General features: G+C 67.4%; 21 protein-coding genes and 1 tRNA gene. 13 read left to right on the top strand and 9 right to left on the bottom strand.

Going from position 1 to position 16,107, the window contains the following annotated elements; genetic code table 11:
* Positions 1 to 408 precede the first annotated feature (408 nt).
* Positions 409 to 963: a DUF6461 domain-containing protein gene (locus tag ABZ911_RS35075; RefSeq protein ID WP_358066087.1), complete on the bottom strand. Its 555-nt coding sequence runs from the start codon at positions 961 to 963 to the stop codon at positions 409 to 411.
* A 266-nt stretch (positions 964 to 1,229) separates the two neighbouring features.
* Here ABZ911_RS35075 and ABZ911_RS35070 point away from each other — a divergent pair, with 266 nt between their 5' ends.
* Entirely contained in the window at positions 1,230 to 2,084 is an 855-nt protein-coding gene (locus ABZ911_RS35070) for a transposase family protein (RefSeq protein WP_358066084.1), read from the top strand.
* Positions 2,085 to 2,311: 227 nt separating this feature from the next.
* Here the strand turns inward: ABZ911_RS35070 and ABZ911_RS35065 are convergent, their stop codons facing one another.
* The 4 genes from ABZ911_RS35065 to ABZ911_RS35050 form a co-directional block, all read right to left on the bottom strand.
* Positions 2,312 to 2,908, bottom strand: a complete 597-nt coding sequence (locus tag ABZ911_RS35065; protein WP_358066081.1) for a hypothetical protein — start codon at positions 2,906 to 2,908, stop codon at positions 2,312 to 2,314.
* 213 nt (positions 2,909 to 3,121) lie between these two features.
* The gene (locus ABZ911_RS35060) at positions 3,122 to 3,946 is read right to left on the bottom strand and encodes an inositol monophosphatase (protein ID WP_358066078.1); all 825 of its coding nucleotides are present in this window, start codon (positions 3,944 to 3,946) and stop codon (positions 3,122 to 3,124) included.
* Positions 3,943 to 4,101 (bottom strand): DUF5919 domain-containing protein, encoded by a 159-nt coding sequence (locus ABZ911_RS35055; protein ID WP_358066075.1) that lies wholly within the window; start codon positions 4,099 to 4,101, stop codon positions 3,943 to 3,945. The genes ABZ911_RS35060 and ABZ911_RS35055 overlap by 4 nt, the downstream gene beginning before the upstream one ends.
* A 2-nt stretch (positions 4,102 to 4,103) precedes the next feature.
* Positions 4,104 to 4,820, bottom strand: a complete 717-nt coding sequence (locus ABZ911_RS35050) for a DUF5919 domain-containing protein (RefSeq protein ID WP_358066072.1) — start codon at positions 4,818 to 4,820, stop codon at positions 4,104 to 4,106.
* A gap of 244 nt (positions 4,821 to 5,064) precedes the next feature.
* On the opposite strand from ABZ911_RS35050, the gene ABZ911_RS35045 reads away from it, so the two are divergent.
* Complete coding sequence (locus tag ABZ911_RS35045) at positions 5,065 to 5,376, top strand: hypothetical protein (RefSeq protein ID WP_358066069.1); 312 nt, start codon at positions 5,065 to 5,067, stop codon at positions 5,374 to 5,376.
* Positions 5,377 to 5,528: 152 nt separating this feature from the next.
* A complete protein-coding gene (locus ABZ911_RS35040; RefSeq protein ID WP_358066067.1) occupies positions 5,529 to 5,783 on the top strand; it encodes a hypothetical protein in 255 nt (84 codons plus the stop codon).
* A gap of 529 nt (positions 5,784 to 6,312) precedes the next feature.
* Here the strand turns inward: ABZ911_RS35040 and ABZ911_RS35035 are convergent.
* Positions 6,313 to 6,383 (bottom strand) — tRNA-Gly (locus ABZ911_RS35035).
* A 101-nt stretch (positions 6,384 to 6,484) separates the two neighbouring features.
* Between ABZ911_RS35035 and dcd the strand changes: the two genes are divergently transcribed.
* The 3 genes from dcd (at position 6,485) to ABZ911_RS35020 (ending at position 8,937) form a co-directional block, all read left to right on the top strand.
* Positions 6,485 to 7,060, top strand: coding sequence for a dCTP deaminase (gene dcd / locus ABZ911_RS35030; protein ID WP_358066064.1), 576 nt, complete (start codon positions 6,485 to 6,487; stop codon positions 7,058 to 7,060).
* A gap of 254 nt (positions 7,061 to 7,314) precedes the next feature.
* Positions 7,315 to 7,932, top strand: a complete 618-nt coding sequence (locus tag ABZ911_RS35025; protein WP_358066061.1) for a DUF47 family protein — start codon at positions 7,315 to 7,317, stop codon at positions 7,930 to 7,932.
* The gene (locus ABZ911_RS35020; protein WP_358066058.1) at positions 7,933 to 8,937 is read left to right on the top strand and encodes an inorganic phosphate transporter; all 1,005 of its coding nucleotides are present in this window, start codon (positions 7,933 to 7,935) and stop codon (positions 8,935 to 8,937) included.
* On the opposite strand, the gene mshD is transcribed toward ABZ911_RS35020, so the two are convergent.
* Entirely contained in the window at positions 8,870 to 9,835 is a 966-nt protein-coding gene (mshD, locus tag ABZ911_RS35015; protein WP_358066055.1) for a mycothiol synthase, read from the bottom strand. The genes ABZ911_RS35020 and mshD overlap by 68 nt on opposite strands.
* A 108-nt stretch (positions 9,836 to 9,943) precedes the next feature.
* Here mshD and ABZ911_RS35010 point away from each other — a divergent pair, with 108 nt between their 5' ends.
* Positions 9,944 to 11,740 carry a bifunctional metallophosphatase/5'-nucleotidase gene (locus ABZ911_RS35010; protein ID WP_358066052.1) on the top strand — a complete coding sequence of 599 codons (1,797 nt, stop codon included), beginning with the start codon at positions 9,944 to 9,946 and terminating at the stop codon, positions 11,738 to 11,740.
* 34 nt (positions 11,741 to 11,774) lie between these two features.
* Here the strand turns inward: ABZ911_RS35010 and ABZ911_RS35005 are convergent, their stop codons facing one another.
* A complete protein-coding gene (locus ABZ911_RS35005) occupies positions 11,775 to 12,221 on the bottom strand; it encodes a transcriptional regulator (protein ID WP_358066049.1) in 447 nt (148 codons plus the stop codon).
* An 83-nt stretch (positions 12,222 to 12,304) separates the two neighbouring features.
* Positions 12,305 to 12,997, bottom strand: coding sequence for a response regulator transcription factor (locus ABZ911_RS35000; protein WP_358066046.1), 693 nt, complete (start codon positions 12,995 to 12,997; stop codon positions 12,305 to 12,307).
* A 189-nt stretch (positions 12,998 to 13,186) separates the two neighbouring features.
* Between ABZ911_RS35000 and ABZ911_RS34995 the strand changes: the two genes are divergently transcribed.
* From ABZ911_RS34995 to ABZ911_RS34970, 6 genes are all read left to right on the top strand, one after another.
* Complete coding sequence (locus ABZ911_RS34995) at positions 13,187 to 13,438, top strand: MoaD/ThiS family protein (protein WP_358066044.1); 252 nt, start codon at positions 13,187 to 13,189, stop codon at positions 13,436 to 13,438.
* A gap of 74 nt (positions 13,439 to 13,512) precedes the next feature.
* Positions 13,513 to 14,184 (top strand): DUF2993 domain-containing protein, encoded by a 672-nt coding sequence (locus ABZ911_RS34990; protein WP_358066042.1) that lies wholly within the window; start codon positions 13,513 to 13,515, stop codon positions 14,182 to 14,184.
* Positions 14,185 to 14,221: 37 nt separating this feature from the next.
* The gene (locus ABZ911_RS34985; RefSeq protein WP_358066039.1) at positions 14,222 to 14,734 is read left to right on the top strand and encodes a sigma-70 family RNA polymerase sigma factor; all 513 of its coding nucleotides are present in this window, start codon (positions 14,222 to 14,224) and stop codon (positions 14,732 to 14,734) included.
* A complete protein-coding gene (locus ABZ911_RS34980; protein WP_358066036.1) occupies positions 14,731 to 15,492 on the top strand; it encodes a zf-HC2 domain-containing protein in 762 nt (253 codons plus the stop codon). The genes ABZ911_RS34985 and ABZ911_RS34980 overlap by 4 nt, the downstream gene beginning before the upstream one ends.
* A gap of 143 nt (positions 15,493 to 15,635) precedes the next feature.
* On the top strand, positions 15,636 to 15,968 hold the full coding sequence (locus ABZ911_RS34975) for a thioredoxin family protein (RefSeq protein ID WP_358066090.1): 333 nt from the start codon (positions 15,636 to 15,638) through the stop codon (positions 15,966 to 15,968).
* 3 nt (positions 15,969 to 15,971) lie between these two features.
* Positions 15,972 to 16,085, top strand: coding sequence for a putative leader peptide (locus ABZ911_RS34970; protein ID WP_358066033.1), 114 nt, complete (start codon positions 15,972 to 15,974; stop codon positions 16,083 to 16,085).
* The last annotated feature ends 22 nt before the right edge of the window (positions 16,086 to 16,107 follow it).

The raw sequence follows: 16,107 nt of genomic DNA, 5'->3' as shown, positions 1-16,107 counted from the left end.
AACAAGCCCAAGAACGAGGACCTGAAGGAGACCACAGAGAAGCCGACACAGAATTAGCCCAGCTCAACTGCCTTGATCAAATTGACAGGTTCCGGTCGGGGTCCTGGCTCCCGTGGGCTAGTTGCACGTTAATTGCACGGAAGATCGAAAAGGTGCCAGAAAAGATCGAGGCCCGGGTTGGGATTCAAGTCCTGACCTGGGCCTTAGCTATTGGAGCGGGTGACGGGAATCGAACCCGCGCTGTCAGCTTGGGAATTGCTGTGATCGCGGGGACCGGATCTCGGGGTGCCTGGTCAGCGGGGTTGCCGGAGCGGTCGTGAGTGACCGTGGTTGACCGTTCATCATCGGGGCTAATGGCACGCTAATGGCACGACGATCAGAGGGCTGACATGGAATTCCTCCCCGGACTCACCAGGTGGGGTGCAGATGATCAGTCGAACCGGTCAGGGTTGGTCTGGCGTAGTGGGCGCAGGAGAGGTGGACGCCGGTAGCGCGGGAGGCGAGAGCCAGAGCGCTGGTTATGGGATCCGCGCTGTATCCGTCGTTGGGGTACAGGCCCAGGTCACGGACATCGGCAAGGAGTCGATCGGGATCGTCGCCCTCCCGGTAGCGGTAGCTGTACAGGCTGAACGTGGTGATCAGTTGGTCGTTGACCTCGTAGGTGAAGTCCGCCCCCTTGAGGTCGGCGAACACGGTGGCCACGGCCGTGCCCAAGGACAGCGGCTCGGCCATGTTGCTGACGAACTTGGTCGCCCATCCGGTGTCGGCGAGGAGGGTTCCGCCTTGAGCGGCGTACGCGGCGACACTGAACTCGCCGAGAGTGCCCGGGGTGACCTTGATCCGCCGCAGAGCGTCCGCGGGGGATAGATCGCGGACGAAGTTGATGCACAAGACGGTGGTGCCGACACCATCGGTCCACCGTTCGCTCAGCCAGGCGTAGTCTGCCGCTGTCGCCCCAGGCATGCGCACCCCTAAGTCATCCAGATCGCCGCCAGCCTAGACAATCATGCGCGACGCGCATAAGCCGCCTGCCTGATCATCCCGTCTGCCGTCGTCCCGCCCGAAGGGGAAGCGGACCAGGGCCACGGAGCCATTGTCTGTAACGATCAGGAACGGTGCGTAGTCGTCATCAACCCTCGACGCCCCTGGCCCTCTGGTGACAGGAAAGCGTAAAGCCCCTGATAGAAGTGGTCTTGTCTAGAGATCAACTTCCGAACCAGAGGCTTCACGTGCCCACAAGTGTCACATACACCGCGACCTTGAGCATCCGGCGGGAGACCGTGCTGTTCCTGACCGCTCTCCTGCGCGAGGAACGCCGCCGCCGGGGTACCCGTCGGGGCCGCCGGGCGATCACCTGTTTCACCCAGGCCGTTCTCATCCTGCGCTGGTTCTGCGACAACACCCGTATCAAGCAACTCGCGATCGATCACGGCATCAGCCGCGCGACCGCCTACCGCTACCTCCACGAAGGCATCGACGTCCTCGCCACCATGGCGCCCGACCTGCGCCACGTCCTGGACGACGCCAGGAAGACGGGCCTGACGCACGTCAATCTCGACGGCATCGTGATCGCCACCGACCGGGTCGCCACCCCCGGTCCCAACGGCGCGGACCTGTGGTGGTCGGGCAAGCACAAGCACCACGGCGGGAACATACAGGTCATCTCCGCGCCGGACGGCTGGCCGTTATGGGTGTCGGATGTGCGGCCAGGCCGCGAGCACGACATGACGTGCGCCCGCCGGCACGGGGTCATCACCACGCTCACCGCCGTCCGCCCTGAGTTGCCGGCCCTGGCCGACCTGGGCTACGAAGGCGCCGCCGACGTGGTGCGTGTCCCCGTCAAGAAGAAGGCCGGCCAGCCCAAGCTCGGTCATGACCAGCACACCTACAACAAGCTGCTCCGAGGCTTGCGAGGAGTTGGGGAGCGGGCGAACGCCCTGCTCACCGTCACCTTCAAAGCCTTGCGCCGGGTGAGCCTCGACCCTTGGCGCATCGGGAAGATCGTTCAGGCCGCGCTCGTCCTGCTCAACCACGAGCACAACTGGACCATGTCAGCATCACAGAACGTGATCTTCAGTTACTGACAATGGCTCACGGACACCAGATGGAGCGCCCCACCGGACGAACGATCTGGTGTCCGTGGCCCTGGTCCGCTCGGCTTGTCCCGGGTCGATGGCGGGCGGGATGATCAGGCTTCCACCTCCGCCACCTACGGCCCAGACAGCGGAACCGGCGACCATCCCGGAGCCGGAGCGCCCCCGCCGGAGGCATAGGTTTGAGGGGCACCGGCGCTATGTCCGGTCGGCTGCGTTCACTCGTCGGTCCAGTTGTCGAGGATGATAACGGGTGCCTCATCTACATCCAGCCATTCGCTTTCAAGGCGCATGCCGGTGGATGCCTCGATGAAGGCGAATGCCGCGCTGAGCTTGCCGCGATAGTCCTCCGGATCGAGGCTGTCGAGCATCGGCAGGAAATCGGCCAGGACGTTGGGGTCGCCCTCCTGGATGCGGTGCTCGGCGAAGATGAAGTAGCCCATCCGTGCCTTGATCTCGCCGTCGGCTGCGTAGAGGATCGTGTATCCCCCGTTGAAGTGCCAGGTCGTCATCCATACCCGTGACGTCTTGCTGAGTTCGACGAGGATGTGATCGGGTGTGGCGTAGCCGTAGCTGAACTCCAGGAAGCCGTAGGTTCCTTCGCCCTCGAAGGCGAAGAGCACCGGCTGGTCCTCCGTATAAGCCCCCTCCGTGGGATATTCCATGGTGCGTTGTTGTGGCGTATGGCCTCCGTTCAGCCGGCGCAGGAGGTCGTCCACTGTGATCTCTTCGTCCAGCGGTTGCACAACCGTCCAGCAGAGCGCTTGCTCTAACCACTGGTGCCAGTCGAAGAGATTGCGGTAGTGATCGATCACGGTGCTGATTGTCGCGGAAGATGCCAGGAGGCGGCGTGGCAACCGCGCTCGGAGCGTTCGGTCTGTACGGCGGGGGGGCGTGCGGTGCCCGGCCTGGTGTCCCGCCGCCATACGGGACCGGCCCCCAGTCCCAGGCCGCACGCCCGGACGGCGGGCGGGCGGAGGGCCGGGGGTACGGCGGCGCGCCGCGCCGCCGCTTGATGCCTACAAGAACTATTCGGCAGTGCGCAGGCTATGGTTCGCGACCTTCTGAGCCTCGGCAATGAGTTCGACTAGATCGGCTACGAGTTTTGGGCTGGCTGCGATGGTCGCGAGGGAACTCATGCTGTGCGGGCTGCCGTCGTTGTCCACGACTGCGGCCCCGGCCTCTCGGGCGATGAGGACGCCTGCGGCGGTGTCCCATGGATTGTTGCTGAGCATGATGCACGCGTCGGTCTTGCCGTGAGCGACCCAGGCCAGATCGACGGCGGCTGAGCCGTACATCCGCACCCGCTGAACACGCGCAGCAAGCTCATGAGTGAGCGCGAGGCGTGGCCGGTTGCGCTCCTGGGCGTCGTCGCCCACGGCGTAGTCACCGATGGACACGATGGCAGCATCAAGGTCACGGGTGGCGCGGGCTTGGATCTCCACGCCGTTGGCCTGGGTGCCGGCTCCTTCGGCTGCGGTGTAGCGCGTCCCGAGGAACGGTAGGTCGATCACGCCGACGGTGGGCATGTCCTTGTCCACCAGGCCCAGGGAGACCCCGCACAACGGGATGCCGTGCAGGAAGTTCGCGGTGCCGTCCACGGGGTCGAGTGCCCACATCAGGCCGTTGCCGGTACGGCTGACGCCTTCCTCCTCGCCCAAGAACCCGATCTCCGGTGTCTCGCGCGCCAGGAACTCTCGTACGGCGTGCTCGACGGCGTAGTCCACTTCGGTGGCCATGTCTCGGTCACCCTTGGCGGTGATGACACCGGGTGCCTTGGTGCGGATGATCTCGGCGGCGATGGTGACGGCGTGGTCGGCGATCGGGAGAAGCGTCCGGGTGTCGAGGGTCATACGGGCCTGCTCCGCTCCCACATGGAGGTGAATACTTGGTCGAAGACGGGAAACAGCCCATCTGCGGCGGTGTTGTCTGTGATCACGAGCGTAGGCGAATCCACTCCGCGCGCCTCCGGCAAGTACGGCTGAACCACGCAAAGCCCGCGATCCACGATCAGGATGTTGAACCGGATTGTCTCGTCGTAGACGTGCAGCTCAAGCGCTGGGCTGACTCCGTGTCCAACCGAGCGCGGAGCCTGGTCAACATGCTGATGTTGAGCGCGGTCAACGTCGTGAGTGTTCCGTCTGTGTAGCCCTCCTCCGACTCGCGGGCGCGGATGGCCTCCCCTTTGGGATCGAGAAACAGGCACCGGATCCGGGTGCCAGAGTCCAACAGGCGCCTCAGCTGGTGGTCTGGGGAGCTCTGGCAGATCACGTTGAGCGACAGGCCCGCCGCGCTGATCTCCTTCGCCGTGTCGAACAGCGTCGCTGCCGGGTAGGCCGACGAGAACGCGGCCCGGCTGCTGAACACGGCTGACAGATCGCCCAACTGTGCGCTCTCGGCCGAGGGACCGGCGACTGGTGCCGGGTCCGGTTCGATCCTCGGTGCGGGCACCTCGACGCCGTTCGCGGCGAACAGCTCGTGGGCGGAGCGACCGGGAAACATCGCCTCCAGCACCCGGCAGTGATCCGAGTACGGCAGGCCCTTGAGTTCGCCGGTCAGCCAGCGGTGGAGTTGCGCCCGGCTCGGCCATCCGCCCTGCAACGAGGGGTCCACCTTCTTGGCCGCTTTGTCGTACTCCTTACAGAACGTGCTGTACGTCTGCCAGTGCCGTTGCTTCAGGAGCGTCTTCAACAGGATCGCGGTCTGCGTCGCAGGCTGGGGTGCCATAAGCCCACGTTAACCGGGCTTCCGTGCGCGGGGGAGACAAAGACGAGACGAACAGAGACCGGACGATCACAGACGGTACTCGCGGGCGGTCGAGACGTGACGCCTGACCGGGCAATCCTCGCTGCATGACTGCGCGATGTGTCTCTTGCTCGGGGCGAGGTTGGAAGTACGTGAGCCTGCGCCGTTCCGTGGTGGCCGCCGAGAATCCGGGGGATGCCGTCGCCGACGAACGGCAGAAGGGCGAGTGCTGGCGCTGCGATGGCACTGGACGGGCGGCGTCATGACCGTGACCTCCGGGTGCCTGAGCCCGCATGTGTCCAAGCCCGTGCCGGATCACATGTGCCTCGTGTGGCGACCGCCGTACCGCGCTGAAGATCGGGTTCGTGTGATCGCTTGGACTTGTGACTGCCGCGCGCCGTTCTTCGAGCTCTGTCACGCGGCGGGCGTCGCTTACATCCGGCGGACGCGGCTCAACGAAGTGCACGAGACCTATCGATGGTCGTTCAAGGAGGCGGAAGCCGTCTGGAGGGCGCTCCTCGGCGGCAACGCTCGTTAGATCCGCGGCGGCATGATCGACTCCGGGTGTCTCATGCTGCCGCGTTCGGGGTGGCGGGGATCGTTGTAGCGCAGACAGCGGTCCTCGCCACTCCGCCTATACGAGGGGAGACAGAACGAGGGGACAAAGCGCTCGGCAAGCTGTCCACCGCGATGATTCGGCAGTGGCGGGCCGAACTGCTCGGCAACGGGGTGTCGGTCGGCATGGCGGCCAAGGCGTACCGCCTGCTGCGGGCCGTACTCACGACCGCCGCTGAGGATGACCGCATCATTCCGCGCAACCCCTGCCGGATCCGAGGGGCCGGTGACGAGCAAGCGGAAAAACGCCCGGTGCTCACCGTCGGCCAGATCTTCGAGCTCGCCGACAAGGTGGGCCGTCGCCCGGTCGGCAACATCCGGGACTCATGAAGGGGGAGGGCTACCGCATCCGCTTCCAATGGCACGGCGAGATGCGGATCTGTCCGGAGATGTTCCCGACCAGAGCCGAAGCGGGGAAATCCCTCTGGCGGATGATCGATACCGGGCAGGCGGACGGCACTCGTGATCGGCGATCTCGCGCCTTCGTCCTCCTCACGACGTTCGCGAGCCTGCGTTGGGGGGAGATCACCGCGCTGACCAGGAGTGACATTGATCTCAACGCGGGAACGGTCCGCGTCAGGGTGGCCTACCTCGAGCGTTCAACGGGGGAGAGCATCCTCGGCCCGCCCAAGTCCAAGGCCGGGCGGCGCACCGTAGGCATCCCGCAGGCGATCATCCCGGCGCTCCGCGAGCATCTGGCGATCTGCGTCAAGCCCGAACGACGCGCCTGGCCTGTTGGTTCCCGCCGGGTAGCCGCCAGCTCTAATTGCACGTTAATTGCACGGAGAGATCAACAACCCCATACAAGATCAAAGCCCAGGCTCCGAATCCACCGGATGACCTGGGCTTTCTCGTGTAGAGCGGGTGACGGGAATCGAACCCGCGCTGTCAGCTTGGGAAGCTGATGTTCTGCCATTGAACTACACCCGCATCGGCTGTGGGCCGCGGGAACCACTGTAGCGGAAAGCCGGTGCACTTCAGCAAGCCCGTGGAAGCCGAGTCTCTCCGTCGCACACGGTAGGTTGCTCTGCGTGCTGCTTTCCGACCGTGATATCCGTGCTGAGATCGATGCCGGCCGTGTGAGGTTGAACCCTTTCGATCCTTCCATGGTTCAGCCGTCCAGCATCGACGTACGCCTCGACCGGTACTTCCGCGTCTTCGAGAATCACCGGTATCCGCACATCGATCCCGCTGTCGAGCAGCCTGATCTCACGCGTCTGGTGGAGCCGGACGGGGGTGAGCCGTTCATCCTGCATCCGGGGGAGTTCGTGCTCGCGTCGACGTACGAGGTGATCAGTCTGCCCGATGATCTGGCCAGCAGGCTGGAGGGTAAGTCGAGTCTGGGGCGGCTGGGGTTGTTGACGCATTCGACGGCGGGGTTCATCGATCCCGGGTTCAGCGGGCATGTGACGCTTGAGTTGTCCAATGTCGCGACTTTGCCGATCAAGCTCTGGCCGGGGATGAAGATCGGCCAGCTCTGCATGTTCAGGTTGAGCTCGCCGGCCGAGCACCCGTACGGCTCGGAGAAGTACGGCTCCCGCTACCAGGGCCAGCGCGGCCCCACTCCGTCGCGGTCCTTCCGCGATTTCCACCGTACGGACGTGTGACGAGGACGATACCTCCGGCACCCCGAACCGGACCAGCCGAAACAACACCTATTCCCACCCGCAACCCCCCTCAAAGCCCTCTATGGGCGGGACAGGTGCAAAATGGCACTCAAAGTCCCCCCGCCCTCGGTGTCGCAGAACACCCGCAGGGTAGCCACTAGGAGAAGAGTGGGTGTGCGGGGGATGAAGTTCGCATTTCCGCTGGTAACCCGTACCCTTCTCTGCGGACCATCCCCGCACATCTGGAGAACGACGTGCGCCTGCGTCTCACGCCTCGTGAGGACAGCTACTACGACCTGTTCGCCGACTCGGCGAACAACCTGGTCACGGCATCCCGGCTGATGGTGGAGATCATCAGTGACGGCTCGGACAGGGAAGCCCTGGCCGAGAAGATGCGCGCCTGCGAACACGCCGGTGACGAACGTACCCACGCGATCATGAATCGGCTCAATGAGAGCTTCATCACGCCGTTCGACCGCGAGGACATCTACCGCCTCGCGTCGAACCTCGACGACGTGATGGACGCCATGGAAGCCGCGTCCGACCTCATCGTCCTCTACCAGATCGACCACCTGCCCAAGGACGTGGTCAGGCAGGTCGAGGTGCTCGAGCGCGCGGCGGAGCTCACCGCCGAGGCCATGCCCAGGCTGCGCTCGATGAAGAACCTCAACGAGTACTGGATCGAGGTCAACCGCCTGGAGAACCAGGCGGACCAGGTCTACCGCCGCCTGCTGGCCAAGCTCTTCAGCGGCGAGTACGACGCCCTCACGGTCATGAAGATGAAGGAGGTCATCGACGCGCTGGAGGAGGCGGCCGACGCCTTCGAGCACGTGGCCAACACGATCGAGTCGATCGCGGTCAAGGAAAGCTGAGTGGACCTCACGCTCGCCCTCGTCATCGGCGTGGTCGTCGTGGCGCTGGTCTTCGACTACACCAACGGCTTCCACGATGCGGCGAACGCCATCGCGACCTCGGTCTCGACCAGGGCGCTCACCCCCAGAGCCGCGCTGTTCATGGCCGCGGCGATGAACTTCATCGGCGCGCACCTGGGCACCCAGGTCGCCCAAACGGTCGGTAAGGGCATCATCGACGCGCCCGACGGCTCCCACGGTCTGGTGATCGTGGCCTCAGCGTTGATCGGCGCGATCGTCTGGAACCTCATCACCTGGTACTTCGGTCTGCCCTCCTCCTCCAGTCACGCGCTCATCGGCGGCCTGGTCGGCTCCGCGCTCGCCTCGGCCAGCGTGGTCCACTGGGACGGCGTCTGGGTGAAGGTCGTCATCCCGATGATCCTCTCCCCGCTGGTGGGCTTCACGCTCGCCGCAGCGATCATGATCGCAATTTACTGGATCTTCCGCAACGCGCAGCCCGGCAAAGCCAACCGCGGCTTCCGGTACGCGCAGACCGTGTCGGCCGCCGCGATGGCGCTCGGCCACGGCCTGCAGGACGCGCAGAAGACCATGGGCGTCATCTTCCTGGCGCTCGTGGTCGGCGGCTACGCCGCGCCGACCGATCCGATCCCGCAGTGGGTGATCCTGTCCGCGGCGGGTGCCATCTCGCTGGGCACCTACGCCGGTGGCTGGCGCATCATGCGCACGCTCGGCCGGCGCATCATCGCGCTGGACCCGCCCCAGGGCTTCGCCGCGGAGAGCGCCGCGGCGACGGTCCTGTACGGCGCGGCCATCGGCTTCGGCGCCCCCATCTCCACCACCCACACGATCACCAGTGCGATCATGGGTGTCGGCTCCACCAAGCGCCTCTCGGCGGTCCGGTGGGGGGTCGCGGGCAACATCGTGACCGGGTGGATCCTTACGATCCCGGCAGCCGCTCTGGTGGCCGCCCTGTCGTACTACGCGCTCCACTGGATGGTGGAGTAGCCGCGTACATCACGTCGACGTCCCATCGGTTGAACCCGAGGGACTCGTACAACCTGATCGCCGCCGTGTTGGCCTCGTCCACGTAGAGCATCGCCTGGGCGAGGCCACGCGCGCGTAGATGGCGCAGTCCGGTCAGGGTGAGCGCCTTGCCCAGGCCGGTGCCCTGCTGGGAGGGGTCGACGCCGACGACGTACACCTCGCCGAGCGGCTCGTGGCCGTGACCGGACGAGCCGTGGATCTTCGTCCAGTGGAAGCCGACCAGCCGGCCGTCGCGCTCGGCCAGGAAGAACCCCGCCGCGTCGAACCACGGCTCGCCCTCCCGTCGCAGCAGGTCGTCCATGGTCCACGAGCCCTGCTCGGGGTGGTGGGCGAAGGCGGCGGCGTTGACCTTGAGCCAGGCTTCCTCGTCCTGCCCCGGGACGAAGACGCGCAGCCGTACCCCCTCGGGCAGTTCGGAGCCGGCCAGGGGCGCGAACAGCGACCTGCGCATCTGCCAGAGCGACCGCACCCTGTCCAGTCCCAGGGACGCGGCCAGCGCCTCGGCGCCGGGGCTGCCCCCGTGCGCCCACAGCCGCAGCCGCCCCCCGGCGAGTTCCAGTACGGCCCGCAGCAACGCCCGGCCCAGTCCCTGCCGCCGGTGCGCGGGATGGATCACCAGCTCGCCGCTCGGCCCCTCGACCTCGTCGGTCAGATCCACATGGGCGTACCCGGCCAGCACGTCGCCGGAGTAGAGCAGCAGTGAGTGCGCGCGCTCGTCTCCGCCGTACCGCAGGTGCAACATGACGTGCTCGTTGAGCGGGCGCACCCCGTCGGCCTCCGTGGCCGCCTCGACCAGGGTGAGCACCCCGGTGATTTCCTGGTCATCAAGTCGTCCGCGCTTCATCACATGCAACGTCATGAATCGAACTCTAGGCGGACTACTGGCAAATAACGCCAGGGGGGCGGCCGACGAATCGTAAGCTTTGAGACGTCTGCCGTACGGGATCCCGACGTAACGTCTGCAGGCATGACCTCTCGCCCTGTCCTCCGGCTGGCGCTGGCCGGAGTCGTCGCCGCGAGCGGGTTCGCCCTCGCGGCCGGACCCGCCGACGCGGGCAGCAGACCGGCCAGGACCGTGCCCGTCCGCCTGCTCGCCCTCAACGACTTCCACGGCAACCTGGAGCCGCCCTCGGGCTCCTCGGGCCGGATGATCGACGAGAACGGCCAGACCGTGGAAGCGGGGGGCGCCGTCTACGTCGCCACCCACATGAAGAACCTCGCCAACCGCGACACGCTCATGGTGGCCCAGGGCGACCTGATCGGGGCCACACCGCTGATCTCGGCCGCCTACCACGACGAGCCGTCGGTGGAGTTCCTCGGCAAGATCGGGCTCGACGTCGCCGCGGTCGGCAACCACGAGTTCGACGAGGGTTACGACGAGCTCAAGCGCATCATGCGCGGCGGCTGCCACTCGGTGGACGGCTGCTCGCCCGCCGGCCAGTGGAAGGGCGCCGCCTACGACTACGTCGCCGCCAACGTCCTGCTCAAGCGCCCGAACGCGAACGCCGAGCGGGAGGCCTTCGCCGCCCTGGGCGCAGGCGACGGCAGCTCACTGCGCAACCTGCTCAAGGGGTACGGGATCCCGGCCCTGCCCCCGGTCAGCGTCAAGTGGATGAACGGCGTGCCGATCGGCTTCATCGGCCTGGTCACCCAGACGACGCCGACGATCGTCACCTCCGAGGGCATCAAGGACATCGAGTTCGTCGACGAGGTCAAGGCCGCCAACGTGGCCTCCAAGCTGCTGAAGCTCGTCGGGATCAAGGCGCAGGTCGTGCTGATGCACGAGGGCGACCAGGTCACCCCGGGCCAGTCGCCGGACGCGTGCAGCGCGGTGCCGGGCGCGGGCAACCGCATCGCCACCCAGGTGGACGCCGAGGTCGACCTGATCCTGTCGGGTCACTCGCACCAGGCGTACAAGTGCGTGGTCAAGGACCCTGAGGGCGGCGACCGCCTGTACAGCCAGGGCGGCTCGTTCGGCCGGGTGATCACCCAGGTCGACTTCGGGGTGAACACGCGCACCCGTGACATCGACCGCTCCACGGTCGTGGCCGACAACCACGTGGTCACCAGGACGGTTGCGCCCGACACCGAGATCGCCCAGTTCGTCCAGACCTGGAAGGACCGGGTGGCGCCGGTCGCGAACAAGCCGATCGGCCGGATCACCGCGGACATCACCAACAGCGCCACGCCCTCGGGCGAGTCCGCGCTCGGCAACCTGATCGCCGACGGCCAGCTCGAAGGGACGAGGACGGGCGGCAACGCACAGCTCGCCCTGATGAACCCGGGCGGAGTCCGCACCTCGCTGTCGTACGCGGGTTCGGCCGCGGGTGAGGGCGACGGAGTGGTGACCTACGGCGAGGCGTTCAGCGTCCAGCCGTTCAACAACCTCATGCAGGTGGTGACGCTGACCGGGGCGCAGCTGAAGACGGCGCTGGAGCAGCAGTTCACCGGCGGTCCGAACGGCCAGCCGTTCACCAAGATCCTGCAGCCCTCGGCGAACTTCGCCTACACCTACAGCAAGAGCGCGCCGTGGGGGTCGAGGGTCTCGAACATGACGCTCGACGGCGCGGCGGTGACCGACACCCAGTCCATCCGGGTGGCGATCAACAACTTCCTGGTCGGCGGCGGTGACGCCTTCGCCGTCTTCAAGGAGGGCACCGATGTGTGGAGCGGCCCGCTCGACATCGACGCCTTCGCCGCGCAGCTGGGCCGGAACAACCCCATCGCCCCGCCCGCGACCAACCGCATCACGGTCGTCCCCTAACCAGGCGAGGAGCCCGCGCCGGTCCGGCGCGGGCTCAGCGCTCGCGCGGCTTCAGCGAGGTGGCCAGCCGGCTCATGGACTCCTGCGCGACCCGGATCCGCCTGGCCCGGTGGTTGTCGCCGGCCAGGTCGATGCCCTCTCTGGCGATGTCGTCGAAGATGCTCAGCGCGGCGAGCTTGCGCTCCATGACCTTCTGCCAGGCGTCGTCCTCGATGCGGTAGTAGGCGGTGCGCTCGCCGGGACGGCTGATCCTGCGGACCAGGCCGGTGGCCATCAGCAGCCGGATGTTGGAGGTCAGCGAGGCCCTGCTGGCCCCGATCGTGTCGGCGATGTCGCCGGCCGACTGCTCGGCGGGCTCGCAGATCATCAACCAGCCGAGGATGCGCCCGGTGATCGGCGCCAGCCCCCACTCGGTCACGCAGAACGCCGCCACGCGCTCGACCCACTCCAGCACCTGGGTGCCGTCGGCCGCAGAACTCATCGCGTCTCTTTCGAGGCTAGTACTTTCAGTCATAACTGAAAGTACTCTAGGGTGCGGCCCAGGTCAGAGCAAGGTGAAGAAGGTCAGGCGTGCACGGAGTCCGAGCGGTCGGGGACGAACCGGTAGCCGACGTTGCGGACCGTGCCGATCAGCGCCTCGTTCTCGGGCCCGAGCTTGGCCCGCAGCCGCCGCACGTGCACGTCGACCGTACGGGTGCCGCCGAAGTAGTCGTAGCCCCAGACCTCCTGCAGCAACTGCGCCCGGGTGAAGACCCGGCCGGGGTGCTGGGCGAGGTACTTGAGCAGCTCGAACTCCTTGAACGTCAGGTCCAGCGCGCGCCCGCGCAGCCGGGCGGTGTAGGTGGCCTCGTCGATCGACAGGTCGCCGTTGCGGATCTCGTCGGGCACCTCCTCGGCCCCTGCCAGCGACAGCCGCCCCGCGGCCATCCGCAGCCGGGCCTCCACCTCGGCCGGGCCCGCGCTGTCGAGCAGCACGTCGTCCACACCCCACTCGGCGGTCATCGCGGCCAGCCCGCCCTCGGTGACGATCACCAGCAGCGGGCTGGTGATGCCGGTGGTACGCAGCAGCCGGCACAGGCTCTTGGCGTGCGCGAGTTCCTTGCGCGCGTCGACCAGGACGGCGTCGGCGGGCGCGGCGTCGATGAGCGCGGTGGCCTCCGCGGGGGCCACCCGAACCGAGTGCAGGAGCAGCCCCAGTGCCGGTAGCACCTCGGCGGACGGCTCGAGGGCGTTGGTCAACAGGAGCAGGTTGCTCATTTCGACTCCTCGGTTCCGGAGTGCCGGGCCGTACTAAAACACGTAAGGACCCGGTGGCGGCGTCGCCCAGGTCCTGTAGGTGAGGATAACCCACGAGAATGGACCGTCCACGGTGCGTCCACCAGGTGAACACGCTACGTCTACGTTAAGCGGAGCGCACAATGGACTCAGAGGAATGGTGAGGTGCTCATGGCCACGGGAAAGGTGCGTTACTGGGCCGCGGCGAAGGACGCGGCCGGAGTGGCGGAGGAGCCGTTCGAGGCGGCGAATCTCGCCGAACTCATGACCAAAATCACAGCGGATCGTGACGAGCTCGGCCGGGTGGTACGGCGCTCGTCGTTCCTGATCGACGGCGCTCCGGTCGGCCGGCGCGCGCACGGCTCGGTGGTGCTGGAGGAGGGCGTGACGGTTGAGGTGCTGCCGCCCTTCGCCGGTGGATGACCATAAAACGGGAGATCGTGGGAATGTGCCTTTGTGATCGATAGGGTGTCCCCCGACCAGCCCCGAGGAGTCAGATGCGCAAGCTGATCGTCTTCCTGATCGTGCTGACCGTCCTGCTCGTCGCGGTCGACCGGGTCGCCGTGGCCGGGCTCCAACGCGACCTCGCCAACCGCATCGCCGCCGCCGCCGACCTGTCGGGACCGCCCACGGTGACGATCGAGGGCATCCCCTTCCTGACCCAGGCCCTCTCGGGGCGCTACCCCGAGGTGCGCTTCGACCTCGGCACGCTGACCTACGGCGGCGTCCCGGTCAAGGACCTCAACGGCGCCGCCTACAACGTGACCGCGCCGCTGCTCGACGTCATCCAGAAGGCCGGTCAGGCCGACATCAGGGCCGAGCGCGTCTCCATGACCGGCACCCTCACGCAGCAGACCATCGACCGGTTCGCCCCGCGCGGCATCAAGATCACCGCCTCGGGGGACCGGCTGCTCGCCAGCGGGGACGTGCCCGTCGGCGCGCAGCGGCTGAAGGTCACCGCCGAGATGCGGGTCGAACTGGCCGACGGCGGTATCCGGCTGGTCGCCGAGAAGATCGAGGGCGTGCCGGGCGCGCTGGCCAGGCTCGTGACGTACACCATTCCGTTCAAGGGAAGGGTGCCCTTCGACGTGAAGGTGACGGAGGTGAAGAAGGTCCCCGCCGGGCTGCGGTTCACCGCCGAGGCGAGTGACGTACCTCTCAATGGATGACCTCGAACCGCCACCCGCCGCCATACGTGATGAGGGTGTGAGTCCAGCAACCGCCGCCGACGAGGAACTGATGCGCGGCCTCTTCGACGAGCACGCCGGGCCACTCTACGGATACGTACTGCGACTGACCGGGGACGCCGGGCGAGCGGAGGATGTCGTGCAGGAGACGCTGCTGCGGGCGTGGCGTCACCCCGACGCGCTCTCCGGGCGGCCCATCCGCGCCTGGCTGTTCACGGTCGCCCGCAACCTCGTCGTCGACCAGCACCGGGCCCGCAAGGCCCGGCCGCCGGAGACGGGCGACGAGGCGCTGGCCGTGGTGCCCGCCGACGACGAGCTGGAGCGCGCGGTCGAGTCGTGGGCGGTGGCCGAGGCGCTGGCCGCGCTGCGGCCCGAGCACCGCGAGGTGCTGCTGGAGGTCTACTACCGGGGGCGATCGGTGAAGGAGGCGTCGGCGACGCTCGGCATTCCCGCCGGAACGGTCAAGTCACGTACCTACTACGCGTTGCGGGCGCTCAAGCTCGCCCTGGAAGAACGGGGGCTGGCGCCATGATGACCTGCGAGGAGGTACGGCTGTCGCTCGGCGCACACGCGCTGGGCGCGCTGGAGCCCGACGAGGCGCTGGAGATCGACACCCACCTGGCCACCTGCGAGGAGTGCGGCGCTGAGCTGATGGAGCTGTCGGGGGTGACGGCCTTCCTGGCCAAGGTGTCCGAACGCGAGGTGGAGCAGGTCGTCCGCCCGCCGCACCAGGTGCTCGACCGGCTGCTGAGCGCGCGCGCCAGGCGCCGCCGCCGGGCCCGCCTGGTGCTGGCGGTCGCCGCGTCGGCCGCGGCCGTCGTCGTCGGCGGCACGGTGTGGAACGGCGCCCAGCAGGGCGGCGGCCCCGCGGAGTCCGCCAGCAGCGTCATGGCGCCCGAGGTCGCGCAGGACAAGGCGGCCGAACGGCTGCTCGCCGACACCCCCGCCCCCGCCAAGGCCAAGCAGGACGAGTCCATGGCCGCCGCCGAAGGCATGGTGTTCAAGGGCAAGCGCGGCAGCGTCAAGGCCAGCGTGACCGCGATGCCGGGGCCGCCGGCGACCACCGTCACGGTCACCGTCCAGGGTGTGCCCGTCGGCACCAAGTGCAGCCTCGTCGTCGTCGGCCGGGACGGTACGAAGGAGACCGCCACCACCTGGACCGCGCGCAGCGGCAACTACAGCGAGGACGGCGCCTGGGAGGGCACGACGTCGATCGCGGCCGACCAGATCGCCCGCTTCGACATCGTCGACGCCCACGGCAGGACGCTGCTGACCGCCAAGCCCGGCTGAGGGAAGAAGCGCGGCGCGAACGTGGTTGCACGGACGTGACGGGTCTGTGGGTGCTGCTGGGCACACTCGCGCTCGGCGCGGTGATCGCCCTGGTACGGCACCGCGCCGACGGGCGAGTACGCGAGACGAGACGAGGCGACCAGGTGTCCGACCGCCTGACCGAGGACGACCTGAACACCCCGCTCGGCCCGAAGGCCACGCTCGTGCAGTTCTCCACCGCCTTCTGCCAGCCCTGCCGGGCCACCCGCCGCGTGCTCGGCGAGGTGAGCGCGCTCGTGCCCGGCGTCACGCACGTGGAGATCGACGCCGAGTCCCGCCTCGACCTGGTGCGCAGGCTCGACATCATGCGCACGCCGACCGTCCTGGTCCTCGACGGGGACGGCGCGATCGTCAAGCGGGCCGCCGGCCAGCCGAGAAAAGCCGACGTCATCGCCGCCCTCGGCGCCGCCGTATCTCAGGACGCGGACGAGATGTGACAGATGGCGGGACGACGGGGTAGTGTCAACGCCATGAACCCCACGACAGAGCTGCTGACGAAGCGGCGCGCGGTTGATTTCTGCCGCGTGTCGACCGCGCTCTGTCGCGCTGCCTGAGGACGATCTCGAGCGGACGGAA

Origin of the sequence: Nonomuraea sp. NPDC046570, assembly GCF_040645915.1 — a bacterium.
GTDB lineage: Bacteria > Actinomycetota > Actinomycetes > Streptosporangiales > Streptosporangiaceae > Nonomuraea.
The sequence above is the reverse complement of the archived record's forward strand: the minus strand, read 5'-3'. Positions and strand labels throughout refer to the sequence as shown.